Raw genomic sequence first — 15,263 nt, 5'->3', positions numbered from 1 at the left:
GCACTCTTTATTTAAAAATTAAATTAGGAATTTTTTATCCATTTCCATATGGTTTTGTAATTCACTTTTGAACCATGGATTAAAATTCCTATCCTGTATATTTTTCCTGCAACCCAGGTGCTGAACAAAAAACCAAAAACCAAGAGAGCCATGGAAATCAATAAATCTGAGGCAGGAATCCCAAAGCTTGCTCTTCCCATCATTGCAATGGGAGAAGTAAAAGGTATTATGGAAAGCCAAAAAGAGACATTGCTATTGGGGTCGTTCAGTACAAATACAAAAAGCCCCAAGTAGGCTATCAGTAAAGGAATTGTAATTGGCAACATAAATTGCTGGGCTTCTGAAGGAGCATCTACCGCAGCCCCTATGGCTGCAAAAAATGCACCATATAGCAGGTAGCCTCCCAGAAAATAAAATATAAATGTCAATGCCAATCTAATAAAATCGATACCCTGAATTGCCTGGATTATTTCTATAAACTGGCTGTCCTGATTGAAATTCTGATCTAAATCGGTTGAGGTAAGTTCCATCACCTGTTGTTGTGGCATTTGCATACCGAAATATCCTGTGACAATAAAAGTTACCGTACTGATTAAGAAAATCCATATTAAAAACTGGGTTAGACCAACTGCCCCTATGCCTACGATCTTCCCTAGCATCAACTGAAAAGGTTTAATGGAGGAAACCAGAATTTCAATTATCCTACTTGACTTTTCTTCTATGACGCCCTGCATTATCTGATTTCCATATACAAAAATGAAAACATAAATCAGGATACCCGAAAAAAAACCAAGTCCATAGTTTAATGAAGCATCAGAGATTTTTTCCTCTCCTAAGCTGTCGAGATTGATGGTTTGGATATTAACCTTGGTTCGATACGCGGCAATTACTTCGGGGTCTATACCGGATTCATACAACCTTTGTTCTTCTATTCTCCTTTTCAGACTGGCCTCAAGAAATGAAATCAGGTTCACACTTGGGCTCTTTTCTGCATAATAAATAATTCCATTAGGCTTTGTTAAATCCAGTTTGGGTATGTAAAGAAGTCCTTGCCTTTCCCCATTCTGAACCATTTTTTTGCCCTCTTCATATTTTGTATTGGAGAAAGAAAAGGCATATTGTTCTGAACTTTCTATAAAGAACATGTTATTTTCATCCACAACCTCAATAATCTTCAGAGCCGAACCATCAGATTCTTCCAAGGCAATCCAAAGGAAAATACCCATGATGGCAGGGAATATAAGTGGGGTCAGAATGGTTGCCAAGAGAAAGGATTTCTTCTGTACCCTGGAAAGATATTCACGCTTAATTACCAGCCAAATTTTATCCATTACTATGTTTTTTAACTTGTTGGATAAAAATCTGCTCCATAGTTGGTAATATTTCATTGAATTGAAATATTTGGCCCAGTTGCATAGATTCTGTCAGGAAATCATTGGTAGACCTTTTTTCCAGTGAAACCCTGAATGTTTTGATTTCCCCATCTCCCTTCAATTCCCAAGTGTTAGGGTAGGATCCATCTGAAAGTTTGATTTTTATTTCGAATTCATTTGATCTGAATTGATCTTTGATCACATTCAATTTGCCCTCCAGTATTTTTTCAGATTTGTTGAACATCGCAATTTCATCACAGAGTAATTCCACTGATTCCATTCTGTGAGTTGATAGCAATAAGCTAATTCCTTTTTGCTTGAGTTCTAAAATTTGATCCTTGATGATTTCAGCATTCAATGGATCAAAACCTGAAAACGGCTCATCTAAAATCAGGAGTTCGGGTTCATGGATGACAGTAGAAATAAACTGTACTTTTTGGGCCATACCTTTAGAAAGGTCATCTATTCTTTTGTCCTTCCAGTTGCTGATATCCATTTTCTCCAGCCATTCATTCACCTTTTGTTTTGCAAGATGGCCTGACATTCCTTTCAACCTTGCAAAATAAATCAGTTGATCCCAGACTTTCATTTTTTTATACAGTCCTCTTTCCTCTGGGAGGTATCCTATCTGGGATATATGCTTCCTCTTAAGAGGTTCGTTTTTGAAAAGGATTGTTCCAGAATCACTGTCAATAATTTGATTAATAATGCGGATCAAAGTGGTTTTTCCCGCACCATTTGGACCTAGAAGGCCAAAAATAACACCTTGGGGAATCTTTAAATTAATATCGGATAAGGCTTTTGTTTTTCCGAATGATTTATTGAGACGCTGTATTTCCAGGATATGCAAGTTCAGAGAAATTTGACTAAAAGTAATAAAAAAAACTTTGAGTTTTTTTATTTGATAGTTACCGAACCTACCGATACATCTACGGTAAAGGTCATTAAGTTGGCAGAGTTTTCCCTGTAGGATTTACTGACATAGGTTTTGTTTCCTATATCCTTTAGATTTTTGGGAATACTGGTCCTGCACATGGCAGTAGATTTTATTTTCAGAATGAAGGGCTGGCTTTCTTCAGGCAATTGAATTTCTACTTTGCCTGCCCCGACCGTCGCAGTAATGTTGCATGACTCTGGCATTTTATCCGAAAATGACAAATTTAAGGTTCCGTAGTTGGCTTCAAACACCATATATTTTGCATTGGTAAAATTGAGATGTTGAGCATCCAAATTCCCCATATTAATACTGACCATCATGGTATCCATTTTGACAGAATTGGCCATTTTGCTACCATAATCCAATTTAATGTCAGCACTGGCTGATTTGATGATACAATTGGAAATGGGAAGATGTGAAAAATCAAAACTTACCATTCCAACTCCAAAGTTGAAGTTCAGATCATAAAGATAATTTGAATTGAGCCCGACATTCCATTTATGGTCAAAATCATTATTTGAATTGGGGAAAAGTTTATAGGATAGACTCTTTCCAAGATTCTCTGATTCGACATTTCTGTGAACCAAATGAGAACTAAGTACCTGGTCTTTTACTTCAAAGGAGAAAGAAGGAAGTATATTTACTTTTGAGAGTTCAGAATAAATATGGATGGGATTGTCCCCAATTTCCCTTTTGATTTCAGAAACACCTTTATATACATTGAAGTCTACATGGACTAGATTATATCCGGTTCTTTGCTCAACTTTAAATTCCTTAGTGATTTGAGCTTGAGCGAAGGGAAACAATCCGACAAAAAAGCCAAATAGTAAGAGTAATTTGTTCAACATATGGATAGGTTACGTCTATAAAAACAAAAGGTTCTTAAAGGTATAAAAAAAGCCGGATTTTCATCCGGCTTCAAGTTTTTAGAAAAATTCTTTCATTTTATCAAAGAAGCTTTTTTCAGAGGTTCCGGGATCCGGCTTAAAGTTCTCCGAATTCCTTAATGATTCCAGTATCTGCCTTTCTTCTTTTGAAAGTTGTTTTGGTGTCCAAACATTTACATGGATCAATTGGTCGCCTCTGCTATAACCATTGATATCTCTGATACCTTTACCTTTTAATCTTAGGATTTTCCCACTTTGGGTACCTGGATCCAATTTTATTTTTACTTTTCCATCGATGGTGGGTACTTCAATCTGTGCTCCGATGGCAGCATCAACAAAGCTGACATACAGGTCAAAAACTACATTATTGCCATCTCTTTGAAGGATGTCGTCCTGTATTTCTTCGATCACTATCAATAAATCCCCGGGCACGCCACCAGCCGTTTCATTTCCTTTTCCGGACATGCTCAACTGCATACCGTCTGCTACTCCTGCAGGGATGTTAATGGTAATTACCTCCTCTTTTAAAACCAAACCTCTTGCATCAGCTTCAGCTGGTTTTTTATCCACAATTTGGCCATTACCTCCACAGACATGGCAAGTGCTTGCTGAAACCATTTGGCCAAGCATTGTATTGACTACTTTTTTAATCTGGCCTGAACCATGGCAGGTTGAACAGGTTTTAAAAGTTACCCCATCTGCAAGAACATGGCGCTTAACCTTTATTTTTTTCTCTACACCATTGGCAATTTCTTTAAGGTTAAGCTTCAGTTTGACCCTTAGGTTAGTTCCTTTTTTTGTTCTCCTTCCTCCTCTGCTTCCTCCAAAAAAGGACTCAAAGCCTCCTCCTCCAAAAATATCTCCAAATTGAGAGAAAATATCTTCCATATTCATCCCTCCGCCGCTGAAGCCACCATTACCACCTAATCCTTGATGGCCAAATTGATCATATCGTTGGCGTTTTTCAGGATTGCTGAGTACTTCGTAAGCCTCGGCAGCCTCTTTGAACTTATCTTCAGCTTCCGGATTATCAGGGTTTTTGTCCGGATGATATTGGATAGCTAGTTTCCTATAGGCCTTTTTTATCTCTTCAGCAGAAGCGCTTTTGGAAACCCCCAATACTTCATAGTAATCTCTTTTTGCCATATTTTAATCTTATGCTCCTGTTACCACTTTGGCAAAACGGATGACTTTATCGCCTAAAGTATATCCATTTTCCACTACATCGATTACCTTGCCCTTCAAATCCTCAGTTGGTGCAGGAATTTGAGTAATAGCTTCCTGAGTATCTGCGTCAAATGGTTTTCCAATCAGGTTTTCCATTACTTTAACCCCCTTATTCTCCAAAACCTTTACCAATTTGTGGAATACTAATTGATTACCTTCTCTCACTTTTGCCCCATCTTCCTCTTTTTCACTGGCTTTAAAGGCCCTCTCAAAGTCATCTATTACCGGCAAGATTTCTTTCATCAATTCCTCCGATGCTGTTCTTATCAGCTCAATTCTCTCCTTTGAAGTTCTTCTTCGATAATTTTCAAATTCAGAGTATAACCTCAAATATTTGTCTTTAAGTTCATCCACTTCCTGACTTAATTTTTCTTCTTTTGATAATTCAGGACTTTCAGAGGTTGTTTCTGTCTTACTTTCTTCAACTTTGGTATTTGACATAATTTCTTCCTGGTTTACTTCCTGTTCCTGGGAAGTGGATTGCTCATCTTTCGTTATCTCTTTATCGGTCATTTTTCTCAAAATTTTATACTTAGACTCCTAACAATTTATTTGCCATAGACATATTACTGACAAACTGACACCTTTAATCTGAATTGATGGCCTGCCATAACAAATCTTTCAATTTGTCAAGGTTGAACTGGGACACCGAAGAAATGAAAATTGACGGTAATTCAGAGGGAATATCACTCTTCATTTGTTGCATCATTTCATTATCCAACATATCCGCTTTCGTAATTGCCAATATCCTTTTTTTATCCAATAACTCCGGATTATATTTCTCAAGTTCATTCAATAGAATTTTATACTGGCTCCTGATGCTGTCCGCATCTGCAGGAACCATGAACAAGAGAATAGAATTTCTTTCTATATGCCTCAAAAACCTCAGACCCAACCCCTTTCCTTCAGAAGCTCCTTCTATTATCCCGGGAATATCCGCCATTACAAAGGATTTATCGTCACGGTAGGGGATGACCCCAAGATTTGGGACCAATGTAGTAAATGGATAATCACCTATTTCTGGTTTTGCAGCTGAAATACTGGAAAGCAGGGTTGATTTTCCTGCGTTTGGAAAACCTACCAAACCTACATCAGCCAATAATTTGAGTTCTAAAATGATCCATTCCTCTATGCCAGGCTCACCAGGTTGGGCAAAATGCGGTGCTTGGTTCGTAGCTGTTTTAAAATGATCATTTCCCAATCCACCCCGTCCCCCTGGAGTAAGGATTACTTCCTGCCCATCTTCATTGATTTCAAAAAGTAATTCACCGGTTTCAGCATATTTGGCAACTGTCCCTAAAGGTACTTCCAGAATTACATCATTTCCGTCACGTCCTTTTCTCCTGCCCCCTTCTCCTCCTTTTCCATCTTCAGCGATCACATGTTTTTTGTATTTCAGGTGGAGCAAAGTCCATAATTGGGCGTTGCCTTTTAAAATAATATGGCCTCCCCGGCCACCATCCCCACCATCAGGGCCACCTTTTGGGACATGTTTTTCTCTTCTGAAATGTACAGATCCTGCACCCCCTGCCCCAGATCGGGAACAGAATTTGACATAATCTATGAAATTGCTCTCTGCCAATGCTTGATGTATTATAGGTAAACAAAAAAGGCTAAGCTATGTAAGCTTAGCCAAATACTCTTACAAAGGTAAGAATTATTTAAGGATTAGTAGCTGTCAATTACCTTGGAGATATTTTCAAAGATTCCTTCGATGGTTCCCACACCGTTGATCCTTGATAATTTCCCTTGCTTTTCATAATAGGTAGCTACAGGAAGGGTTTCATCCAAATAAACCTTTATCCGGGTTTCAATCTTTGATTCATCCTGATCATCGGTTCTTCCGGAGGTCTTGCCCCTTTCCCTGATTCTTTCTTTAAGTATTTCCTCTGCTACATCTAGGGCAATCATCCCCGATATTTGGGTTCCATTTTTTTCCATCAGTTTGTCAAGGGCCTCAGCTTGCGCCACAGTTCTTGGGAAACCGTCAAAAATGAAGCCATTGGTATCAGGAGTGTTGGCCAATTTGTCATCAACCATCCCAATTACTACCTCATCAGGAACCAACCTGCCCTCATCCATGTATTTTCTTGCAAGTTTACCCAAATCAGTTCCTTCTCCAAGGTGCTTTCTGAAAAGATCCCCTGTGGACAAGTGCGTCAGTTTATATTTTTCTATTATTTTTTCACTTTGGGTGCCCTTCCCTGCTCCTGGAGGGCCAAATAATACTATGTTTACCATCCTTATTTCTTTTAAATTCTTAACTAATTATTCTGGGTCCTATCATTGTTTAAGTTGGTATATTTCCCGGAGGTTTCTGCCAAAACCATCATAATCCAATCCATAGCCAACCACAAACTTATTGGGGATTTCAAATCCAATATAATCCAAATGTAATTTATATTGAATAGCTTCAGGTTTGTAAAGAAGCGTTGCCAATGAAATGGATGCCGGATTATTCTCTTTCAATTGTTGAATTAACTGGCTCATGCTGAGTCCAGTATCGACTATATCTTCTACAACAATCACATTTCTTCCTTCTAATTTAGTTTCCAACCCAATCAGACTTTTCACTTTACCAGTAGATTTTTCTCCAGAATAGGAAGAAATTTTGATAAAGGTAATTTCAGCTGGGATAGAAATTTGCCTGGCTAAATCTGATAAAAACATAAAAGCCCCATTCAACACACCTATTATAATTGGATCCTTTTCAGCAAAATCCTTAGAGATTTTCAGTCCAATCTCTGCAATCTTTTTTTGGAGTGTTTTCTCTTCCAAAAAGGGGATAAATGTTTTGTCTTTTATCTGGATCATTAAGCTAAATAAAAATGCCCTTGAGCAAAGGGCAATACAAATATAAAAAAAAATAAATCCGGCGCACCTTTAATCTTGCTAATCCTTATAGATGTGCCATTAAATACTTATACATTTCTGTCATTGCCTCAAGGTCACTTAGGGCAACTTTTTCATGGGGCGTATGAACGTTGTCTTCAGGTGCTCCGATAAAGCACCAGTCAATTGCATATGGTGAAAACTGAACTTCCCGACCATCACTTGCTCCATGTCCTTCCACCTCTAATTGAAAGGGGACTCCGCTTCGTTCCGCAAGGCCAATAATTTTATCCAAATATTTTTTGCGTGGAATAAATTTGTCCCTTATTGAAATGGCTACTCCCTCTTCATGTAAAATGCCATCAGTAACCCAAGTTATATCTGAAATCAATGCCTGGCTTACCGGATGCTTTTCTTGAATATATCTTAATAAATAAGGCATACTACCTCCGCCATGCTCTTCATAAGTAGAAAACACCACCCAACCATCCTCTAAAAATTCACATAATTTTAAGGCGTTAAAAATTCCAAGCCTGTTGTCAAGGTATGCAGCATGGATAAATTTCTCATCTATCTGAACATGCTGCTCATAAGATAACAAAGTACCTCTTTCAATTCCTCTTCCAAAATCATGGAAAGGTTGGTCATCCCTAATCATTAATTTACATCGAATTGGCCCATATTTATCATTACCGACCAAAACGGTTCCTTCAACCAATTCAGGGCTACCTACAGGAACCAATTGGTTTTCATATCGTGCCATGAAGCCAATGGTGTCAATATGAGCAAAAACAGCTGTTCTGGGATTGCCAAATTTAAGTAACAGGCAATCATGCAATTCAGGGCCATGGTGAATTTCTGGTGAAACTTTCCAAGAATGTTTTCGTTTGTTAATTGTGTTTAAAAGAAATTCCATTATATTCGACTCATCACTCGAGACGCTTTGTATTTCTAACAGGTCAATTAATGTTTTTATAGTTGGCATGATTTATGGGGCGTTTTAAATCCGTCTTTTCTGTCAAATCAAAAAGATTTTTCAGAAAGTTTAAAGTTTTAAAAAATAAATTTACATTTGTGTTTAGTTAAAAGTTTATAAATTTGCAGTTAAATCAATCAAACACTTAAAAAATTTAAAAAAAATTTTTTATCATGAAAAAATTATTACTCTCTACAATTATGGCGGGTGCCTTAGCTTTAGGAGCTAACGCCCAGGTTGACTACAACAGATGGTCTGTTGAGTTTAGTGGTGGGTTCAATAAAGCCATGGCTCCTTTGACTCCCGGATACTATTCTGCATCAGTAGGCCTTGGACATGTTGACTTAGGTGCCAGATACATGTTCAATGAAAAATTCGGTGCGAAACTTGATTTTGGTTTCGGTTCATTTAGTGAGGCAAGCAGGGATAATAATCCTGCATTTACTACAAGTTACAATAGAATTAACCTTCAAGGTGTTGGTAACATCGGTAGAATGATGAATTTTGAATCATTCACTAGAAGAGTTAATTTGTTGGCTCATTTTGGAGCAGGTATTGGACAAGTAAGTCCTCAAGATGGTCCAAACAGCGATTTCAATGATAAAGTTTACAATATAATCGCTGGAATTACAGGACAGGTTAAGCTTTCTGAAAGAGTTGCTCTTACTGGTGATATCAGCACCATTCTTAATGGTAGACAAACTGTAACTTTTGACGGACAGACCAACATTGGTCCAACCGATCCAAATTTCTATGGTGCTAATGGTACTTGGTGGACTGGTACTTTAGGTTTAAACATCTATTTGGGAAGCAAGGATACCCATGCTGACTGGTATGTTGCTGCTGATAAATATGCTACTAAAGATGAGTTGGCTCAGCAGATCGGTGAAATCAAAGATATGTTGAAAGATTCTGACGGTGATGGTATTCCTGACTATTTGGATAAAGAACCAAATACACCAGCTGGTGCAAGAGTTGATTCCAACGGTAGAACAATGGATTCTGATGGTGATGGTATTCCTGACCATATGGACAAGTGTCCATTTGCTCCAGGTCCAGCTTCCAATGGCGGATGTCCAATTGAAGAAGTAAAAGAAATTGACTACTTCAAAAAGGCTATCAACGAAGGATATGTAAACACTTACTTCGCGTTTGATAGTGCCAAACCACTTGGATATTCTTCATCTGCTGTAAACTATGTGGCCAACTTCTTGAAGAGAAACCCTGGTGTTAGCGTAGAATTGAAAGGTTATGCTGACGAATTAGGTCCTGAAGATTATAACATTAAGTTGTCTGAAAAAAGAGCTAAAGCGGTATTTGACATCCTTGTAGCCGCAGGTATTGATGCTTCAAGACTTTCTTACAAAGGATATGGCGAAGATACTAGCGTAGATAAGGCTTCTGATAATGCCCGTCAATTGGCTAGAAGAGTTAGCTTCGAAGTAAAATAATTTGATTAATTGCAATAAATATTAAAGGCTGTCTTAAAGAGACGGCCTTTTTTGTTTTTTAGGTTTCTCATTTTATCAAAATGGCTTGTTTTTGAAGTTATTCAATAGAATAGGAATACCTAAAAAAAGGTCCTTCGAATCTGATTCGAAGGACCTTTTTTTTATTGAACCGTAATTTTATTTAATCAATTCTGACAATGTCTGCTCCCAAGGCATTAAGCCTTTGGTCAATATATTGATATCCCCTGTCAATTTGTTCAATATTGTCAATGATAGAAGTGCCTTCCGCAGATAAAGCTGCAATTAACAAAGAGACACCTGCCCTGATATCAGGTGAGGTCATCCTTATTCCCCGTAACGGGTATTTTCTATCCAGACCAATTACTGTGGCTCTATGTGGATCGCATAGAATAATCTGTGCTCCCATATCAATCAACTTATCAACGAAGAATAAGCGGCTTTCAAACATTTTTTGATGGACCAAAACTGTACCTTTAGCCTGAGTAGCGGTGACTAAAACAATACTTAGTAAATCAGGTGTAAAACCAGGCCAAATGGCATCCGCTACGGTCAGTATAGAACCATCAATAAAGGATTCTATTTCATAGTGTTTTTGGGCTGGAATGAAGATGTCATCCCCGCGGAATTCCATCTTGATGCCCATTCTTTTAAAAGTATCAGGGATAATTCCCAACCTATGAATTTGCGCATCTTTTATGGTAATTTCTGATTGGGTCATGGCCGCAAGCCCTATAAATGAACCGATTTCTATCATATCGGGCAACATGGTATGCATGGTTCCTTTTAATTTTTTCACTCCTTCGATATGGAGAAGATTGGATCCAATACCTGTAATTTTTGCTCCCATCCTGTTCAACATATCACAAAGCTGCTGAATATAAGGCTCGCATGCAGCATTGTAAATGGTGGTTTTTCCTTCTGCGAGGACAGCTGCCATAATGATATTGGCTGTTCCTGTTACAGAGGCTTCATCCAAAAGCATGTAAGTACCTTTCAGGTTTTTTCCATCAATATGATAGATTTCTTTCTTTTTATCGTAGTGGAATTCAGCTCCTAGTTTTTGGAAACCAAAGAAATGGGTGTCCATTCTCCTTCTGCCAATTTTATCTCCTCCGGGTTTGGACAATCTTCCATGACCAAATCTCGCTAATAATGGGCCTAGAATCATTACTGAACCCCTTAAAGAAGAAGCCTTCTTTAGGAAATCATCGGTTTCCAGGTAATTTAGGTCTACATTGTCGGCTTGAAAAGTGTAAGATTCTGGCCCGATTTTATTTACCTTCACCCCCATGTCTGACAATAACTCAATGAGTTTGTTTACATCTCGAATGTTGGGGATTTTGTTTACCGTAACCTTCTCCGAAGTCAAGAGGACAGCACAAAGAATTTGCAAAGCCTCATTTTTAGCTCCTTGGGGAATGATTTCGCCTTTTAGCTTCAAGCCTCCCCTTACTTTGAATGATGACATTTATCTACGTTTTTTGGAATGCCCCCCATTTCTTCTTCTATCGTTGCCGCTGAATTTTCTTCTGCCTCCTCCTGAGGAAGAGGATTCAGAATCCGAAGGCAATTTAAAATCTCTCCTGGTATTGGTTTCGAAAAGTCCCATCTCCCTAACTTTTTCCAAATCTATATGGAGCTTTCCCTTGGATAGCGTTTTAATGTCATCAAGGATAATTGCGTCATCAAAGTTGTCCCTATTCCAGGTTGAATGAAAACTCCTCATCAATTGTCCAATATAAATAATGGCTGCTTCCTGCTCCTCATCATCCTCAATTTCTACTGCTTTTTCAATGAGTTTTTCAATATTTCTGCCATAATGCTTGAATTTCACTTCTCCTTTTGGATATCCTACCCTTTGTGGTTTTCTAAAAAGTAAGTCCTCTGCAGGCTTTGGATAAGGCCCATCCACATCCAATTTGAAACCTGACATGATATGTATATCATCCCATATTTTTTGGTCATTTTCAGCTTTCATCTGGGGGTTGAGCTGTTTGACCAATTCTACCAAGGCAAATGCACTCTGTGTACGCTTTTCCCTATCTTCCATTTCGGAAATGTGCATTGCTAATCTTTGAATATTTTTTCCGTACTCTTTAAGAGTTACTGAATGTTTACTGCTGTCTCTGTTCTCCATAAAGTGGTCATGAATGATGGGTGGTTAAAGCTTAAAAATCTTTATATATGCACCCGGCTAATCAATAATTCGAAGCTTTGCAAAGCTAAGTAATAATACCTTTTCTCCAAAATTATCAAATTGTATGGTTGCTTTCCTATTAATTCCTTCAATTTCTATTTTATTGACTTTCCCAAAGCCAAATTTTGGATGTTCCACCAACATGCCTTCCTGCAGATTATTGGTGTTCGAAGGCTTAAAATCCGGACTGGGTGTGTGGATTTTTGCTGTTGTCATTGTCCTGGTCGCTGGCTTTTTCAAACCAATAAACCCCGATTTTCCTTCACTGGATTCTTCCCTGAATGCCCCGGGAAATGCAGTAGTCATCCTCTTATTTACCTTAATACAGGCAGGATCAACCTCCTCTAAGAATCTGCTGGGTTCACAATTGAGTAAGCGGCCAAAACGATAACGCGTCAAAGCATATGTTAAGTATAATTTTTCCATGGCCCTAGTGGTCGCTACATAGAATAACCTTCTTTCCTCTTCTAAGTCTTCTCTGCTTTGCATCATCATTTGGGAAGGGAAAAGATCCTCCTCCATACCTACTACAAAAACCTGCTTGAACTCCAATCCTTTAGAAGAATGTATGGTCATCAAGGTAACTGCATCGGTACTGTCCTTGTCCCGGTCATTATCTGTCAACAGGGCGATTTCCTGGAGGAAAGCCCCCAAACTCTTATCCTCATTTTCCGGATTATCCACATATTCTTTAATGGCATTCAATAATTCCTGAACGTTTTCATACCTGTTCAGGCCCTCAATGGTTTTGTCTTCATACAGCTCCCGAAGTAATCCTGATTGCTTGGCAATGGAGTTGGCAGCTTCAAATGCATCCTTTCTTTCCGTTTCAATACCAAAACTTTTGATCATTGTGGCAAAATCATCGACAGCATTGGCAGCCCTACCACTAAGAAAACTATTCGCATTGATGATAACTTCCCAAAGTGAAATATCATGCTCATAAGCAGCAACTATGATTTTTTCTACTGTGGTATCCCCTATTCCTCTTTTAGGATAATTGATGATGCGCTTAAATGCTTCTTCGTCTTCCCTATTGACAACGAACCTCATATAGGCCATCAGATCTTTGATTTCTTTCCTTTGGTAGAAGGAAAGCCCCCCTACTATTTTGTAAGTGATGTTCATCTTTCTCAGAGCTTCTTCAATGGCCCTGGATTGTGAATTGGTCCGGTAAAGGACAGCGAAATCGTTATTGGATAATTTTTTGTTGTTTTTTTCTTCAAATATAGTTGTGGCCACCATCCTGCCTTCTTCATTGTCCGAACTGGCCTTGATCAGCTCAATCAACTCTCCGTGGTGGTTTTGGGTCCAGATATCTTTTTTAAGTTGTGCTTTGTTTTTGGCGATAATGCTGTTGGCTGCCTGAACAATATTTTTTGTGGAGCGGTAATTTTGTTCCAGCTTCACTACAAATAAATCGGGATAATCTTTTTCAAAATTCAGGATATTCTGAATATCTGCACCCCTAAAAGCATAAATGCTCTGTGCATCATCTCCGACTACACAGATATTTTGATGTACCGCTGCTAATTTTTTGGTAATGAGGTATTGGGATAGGTTAGTGTCCTGAAATTCATCTACCATCACATATTTGAAACGCTGTTGGTACTTGTTGAGTACATCCAAATGATCTCTGAAAAGCACATTGGTGTTAAACAATAAATCGTCAAAGTCCATGGCCCCGGATTTAAACAGGCGTTTTTGATAATTCCGATAGATTTCACCCATTCGTGGTTTCATAGCCGCTTCATCATCTGCCTTGATATAAGGATCATTGAGGTAATTTTCCCAGGAAATCAACCTGTTTTTTGCCCCGGAAATCCTCGATAATACAGTGCTTGGTTTATAGACCTTGTCATCTAACTTCATCTCTTTGACAATAGTCCGTAAAAGTGACTTACTGTCATCCGTATCATAAATAGAAAAGTTGGAGGGATATCCGATTTTCTCTGCTTCAACCCGTAGAATTTTGGCGAAAATTGAATGAAATGTGCCCATCCAGGTGTTTCTGGCTTCTAGACCAATGAGTTTCTCAATCCTTTGCTTCATTTCACTGGCCGCCTTGTTGGTAAAGGTAAGGGAAAGGATTTGAAAAGGATCAATTCCTTTAGCATGGATGAGATGAGCTATTCGGTAAGTAAGCACTCTTGTTTTGCCGGATCCTGCGCCTGCGATGATCATCACAGGCCCTTCAGTATGTTCAACAGCTTCTCTTTGGGGGGGGTTGAGTCCTTTTAAATAATCCATGCTTCAATTATTCCAACAAGCTTCAAAGTTAATGCTTTTTGTATAGGGAGGGAAAATAAAAATTTTCAAATTTTTTCTGTGGTTATTTTTAAAAATAATCTTGTTTTTTGTTTTAACTAAGTCATCTGCCTTTCTTTCCCTATTTCAGGTTGCTGGTATTTATAGCCTTCAATTTCAATTTCAGGTCTTTAATTTTCATTCGTCTTCTTCCATTTCCACCTATCATGGCTCCACAAGTAAAGTTCAGGATATTGCCGTATGTTTTCTTCTAAGCATTTGATGAATTCATCTGTTATGCTATGTTCTTCTGAATTTACATATGGGGGAGTACCGATTATCTCATACTTGAAATGGTAATGACCCCTTTTAGGTTTGCTGATATGGGAATAGAAAACAGGGTGGTTGAATTTCTTGGTCAATTTTTCAGCACCCTCAAAAAATGCTGTCTCGCGGTTCATAAAATTGGCCCAATATCTGATTTCTCTGTTATTGGGACGCTGATCTGCTGCAAGGACTATACATCTAGGTTGGTTTCGCTTCCTGAGATAATCTCTTTGAAATCCATCCTTCTCAACCATGTTGCCCCCAAACCTGGTCCTTATTTTAAACATTAAATTTTCAAAAAAGGGATTTTTGATTTTTGTATACACCACATCCAAGTTGTTGCTGACATTGGCAATTACGTGCTGAAGATGTAGCTCCCAATTGAAAAAATGTCCGGTTAGTCCTATGATTACCTCTCCCTTCTCTACGGCTTCCGGGATTATTTGGTAATTCTCAATCGTTATTCTCCGGTTAAGTTCCTTTTTGCTAATACTGTACATCTTGATGATTTCCGCAAAAGAATCTGTGAGGTTCCGATAGAATTTTTTGGCAATTTTTCTCCGTTCTAGTTCAGACTTTTCAGGAAATGCGAATTTCAAGTTTTCAAAAATGACTTTTTGTCGGTATTTGACAATGTGGTATCCAATTAGATAAAAGATATCCGAAAAAATATATAAAACCCATAGGGGAAGAAAAGATATTAATTTGAATAAAAACATGCCAATTGGTTTGTTTGCCTAATTTTGTAAATTTCAATTTAAGGCTCAAAATAAGCCAAAAGCACTGAC

Annotated in this window: 14 protein-coding genes; 1 reads left to right on the top strand and 13 read right to left on the bottom strand. The window is 38.2% G+C overall.

Translation table 11 applies throughout. From position 1 onward, the window contains the following. Positions 1-23: 23 nt before the first annotated feature. The 9 genes from ACFSKV_RS12545 to ACFSKV_RS12505 all read right to left on the bottom strand — a co-directional run bounded on the left by ACFSKV_RS12545 (position 24) and on the right by ACFSKV_RS12505 (position 8,241). Complete coding sequence (locus tag ACFSKV_RS12545) at positions 24-1,331, bottom strand: ABC transporter permease (protein WP_380803201.1); 1,308 nt, start codon at positions 1,329-1,331, stop codon at positions 24-26. Further along, a complete protein-coding gene (locus ACFSKV_RS12540) occupies positions 1,324-2,223 on the bottom strand; it encodes an ABC transporter ATP-binding protein (protein WP_380803199.1) in 900 nt (299 codons plus the stop codon). Before ACFSKV_RS12540 ends, ACFSKV_RS12545 begins: the two co-directional genes overlap by 8 nt. Positions 2,224-2,270: 47 nt before the next feature. Further along, on the bottom strand, positions 2,271-3,158 hold the full coding sequence (locus ACFSKV_RS12535) for a hypothetical protein (protein ID WP_380803197.1): 888 nt from the start codon (positions 3,156-3,158) through the stop codon (positions 2,271-2,273). Between the two features lie 78 nt (positions 3,159-3,236). Next, positions 3,237-4,343 (bottom strand): molecular chaperone DnaJ, encoded by a 1,107-nt coding sequence (dnaJ, locus tag ACFSKV_RS12530; protein ID WP_380803195.1) that lies wholly within the window; start codon positions 4,341-4,343, stop codon positions 3,237-3,239. A 9-nt stretch (positions 4,344-4,352) separates the two neighbouring features. Then, positions 4,353-4,937, bottom strand: a complete 585-nt coding sequence (locus ACFSKV_RS12525) for a nucleotide exchange factor GrpE (protein ID WP_380803192.1) — start codon at positions 4,935-4,937, stop codon at positions 4,353-4,355. Positions 4,938-5,010: 73 nt separating this feature from the next. Then, positions 5,011-6,006: a GTPase ObgE gene (obgE, locus tag ACFSKV_RS12520; protein ID WP_380803189.1), complete on the bottom strand. Its 996-nt coding sequence runs from the start codon at positions 6,004-6,006 to the stop codon at positions 5,011-5,013. Positions 6,007-6,092: 86 nt separating this feature from the next. Continuing rightward, the gene (locus ACFSKV_RS12515) at positions 6,093-6,665 is read right to left on the bottom strand and encodes an adenylate kinase (protein WP_380803187.1); all 573 of its coding nucleotides are present in this window, start codon (positions 6,663-6,665) and stop codon (positions 6,093-6,095) included. Positions 6,666-6,707: 42 nt separating this feature from the next. After that, entirely contained in the window at positions 6,708-7,238 is a 531-nt protein-coding gene (gene hpt / locus ACFSKV_RS12510) for a hypoxanthine phosphoribosyltransferase (RefSeq protein WP_380803184.1), read from the bottom strand. Between the two features lie 85 nt (positions 7,239-7,323). Beyond that, positions 7,324-8,241, bottom strand: a complete 918-nt coding sequence (locus tag ACFSKV_RS12505; RefSeq protein WP_380803182.1) for an aminopeptidase — start codon at positions 8,239-8,241, stop codon at positions 7,324-7,326. Between the two features lie 164 nt (positions 8,242-8,405). Here ACFSKV_RS12505 and ACFSKV_RS12500 point away from each other — a divergent pair, with 164 nt between their 5' ends. Next, complete coding sequence (locus tag ACFSKV_RS12500) at positions 8,406-9,683, top strand: OmpA family protein (protein WP_380803179.1); 1,278 nt, start codon at positions 8,406-8,408, stop codon at positions 9,681-9,683. A 181-nt stretch (positions 9,684-9,864) separates the two neighbouring features. On the opposite strand, the gene murA is transcribed toward ACFSKV_RS12500, so the two are convergent. The 4 genes from murA to ACFSKV_RS12480 all read right to left on the bottom strand — a co-directional run bounded on the left by murA (position 9,865) and on the right by ACFSKV_RS12480 (position 15,194). Beyond that, positions 9,865-11,172, bottom strand: coding sequence for a UDP-N-acetylglucosamine 1-carboxyvinyltransferase (gene murA / locus ACFSKV_RS12495; protein WP_380803177.1), 1,308 nt, complete (start codon positions 11,170-11,172; stop codon positions 9,865-9,867). Then, positions 11,173-11,841 carry a DUF4290 domain-containing protein gene (locus ACFSKV_RS12490; RefSeq protein WP_380803174.1) on the bottom strand — a complete coding sequence of 223 codons (669 nt, stop codon included), beginning with the start codon at positions 11,839-11,841 and terminating at the stop codon, positions 11,173-11,175. A gap of 57 nt (positions 11,842-11,898) precedes the next feature. Continuing rightward, on the bottom strand, positions 11,899-14,151 hold the full coding sequence (locus tag ACFSKV_RS12485; protein ID WP_380803172.1) for an ATP-dependent helicase: 2,253 nt from the start codon (positions 14,149-14,151) through the stop codon (positions 11,899-11,901). Between the two features lie 188 nt (positions 14,152-14,339). Continuing rightward, entirely contained in the window at positions 14,340-15,194 is an 855-nt protein-coding gene (locus ACFSKV_RS12480; protein ID WP_380803169.1) for a lysophospholipid acyltransferase family protein, read from the bottom strand. Between the last annotated feature and the right edge of the window lie 69 nt (positions 15,195-15,263).

The organism is Shivajiella indica, from assembly GCF_042683085.1.
GTDB classification, from domain to species: Bacteria; Bacteroidota; Bacteroidia; order Cytophagales; family Cyclobacteriaceae; genus Shivajiella; species Shivajiella indica.
The sequence above is the reverse complement of the archived record's forward strand: the minus strand, read 5'-3'. Positions and strand labels throughout refer to the sequence as shown.

Coding starts and splice junctions, on each gene's coding strand:
- ACFSKV_RS12545 (WP_380803201.1), bottom strand. CDS start 1,331: ATGGATAAAATTTGGCTGGTAATTAAGCGTGAATATCTTTCCAGGGTA.
- ACFSKV_RS12535 (WP_380803197.1), bottom strand. CDS start 3,158: ATGTTGAACAAATTACTCTTACTATTTGGCTTTTTTGTCGGATTGTTT.
- dnaJ (WP_380803195.1), bottom strand. CDS start 4,343: ATGGCAAAAAGAGATTACTATGAAGTATTGGGGGTTTCCAAAAGCGCT.
- ACFSKV_RS12525 (WP_380803192.1), bottom strand. CDS start 4,937: ATGACCGATAAAGAGATAACGAAAGATGAGCAATCCACTTCCCAGGAA.
- ACFSKV_RS12515 (WP_380803187.1), bottom strand. CDS start 6,665: ATGGTAAACATAGTATTATTTGGCCCTCCAGGAGCAGGGAAGGGCACC.
- hpt (WP_380803184.1), bottom strand. CDS start 7,238: ATGATCCAGATAAAAGACAAAACATTTATCCCCTTTTTGGAAGAGAAA.
- ACFSKV_RS12505 (WP_380803182.1), bottom strand. CDS start 8,241: ATGCCAACTATAAAAACATTAATTGACCTGTTAGAAATACAAAGCGTC.
- ACFSKV_RS12500 (WP_380803179.1), top strand. CDS start 8,406: ATGAAAAAATTATTACTCTCTACAATTATGGCGGGTGCCTTAGCTTTA.
- murA (WP_380803177.1), bottom strand. CDS start 11,172: ATGTCATCATTCAAAGTAAGGGGAGGCTTGAAGCTAAAAGGCGAAATC.
- ACFSKV_RS12490 (WP_380803174.1), bottom strand. CDS start 11,841: ATGGAGAACAGAGACAGCAGTAAACATTCAGTAACTCTTAAAGAGTAC.
- ACFSKV_RS12485 (WP_380803172.1), bottom strand. CDS start 14,151: ATGGATTATTTAAAAGGACTCAACCCCCCCCAAAGAGAAGCTGTTGAA.
- ACFSKV_RS12480 (WP_380803169.1), bottom strand. CDS start 15,194: ATGTTTTTATTCAAATTAATATCTTTTCTTCCCCTATGGGTTTTATAT.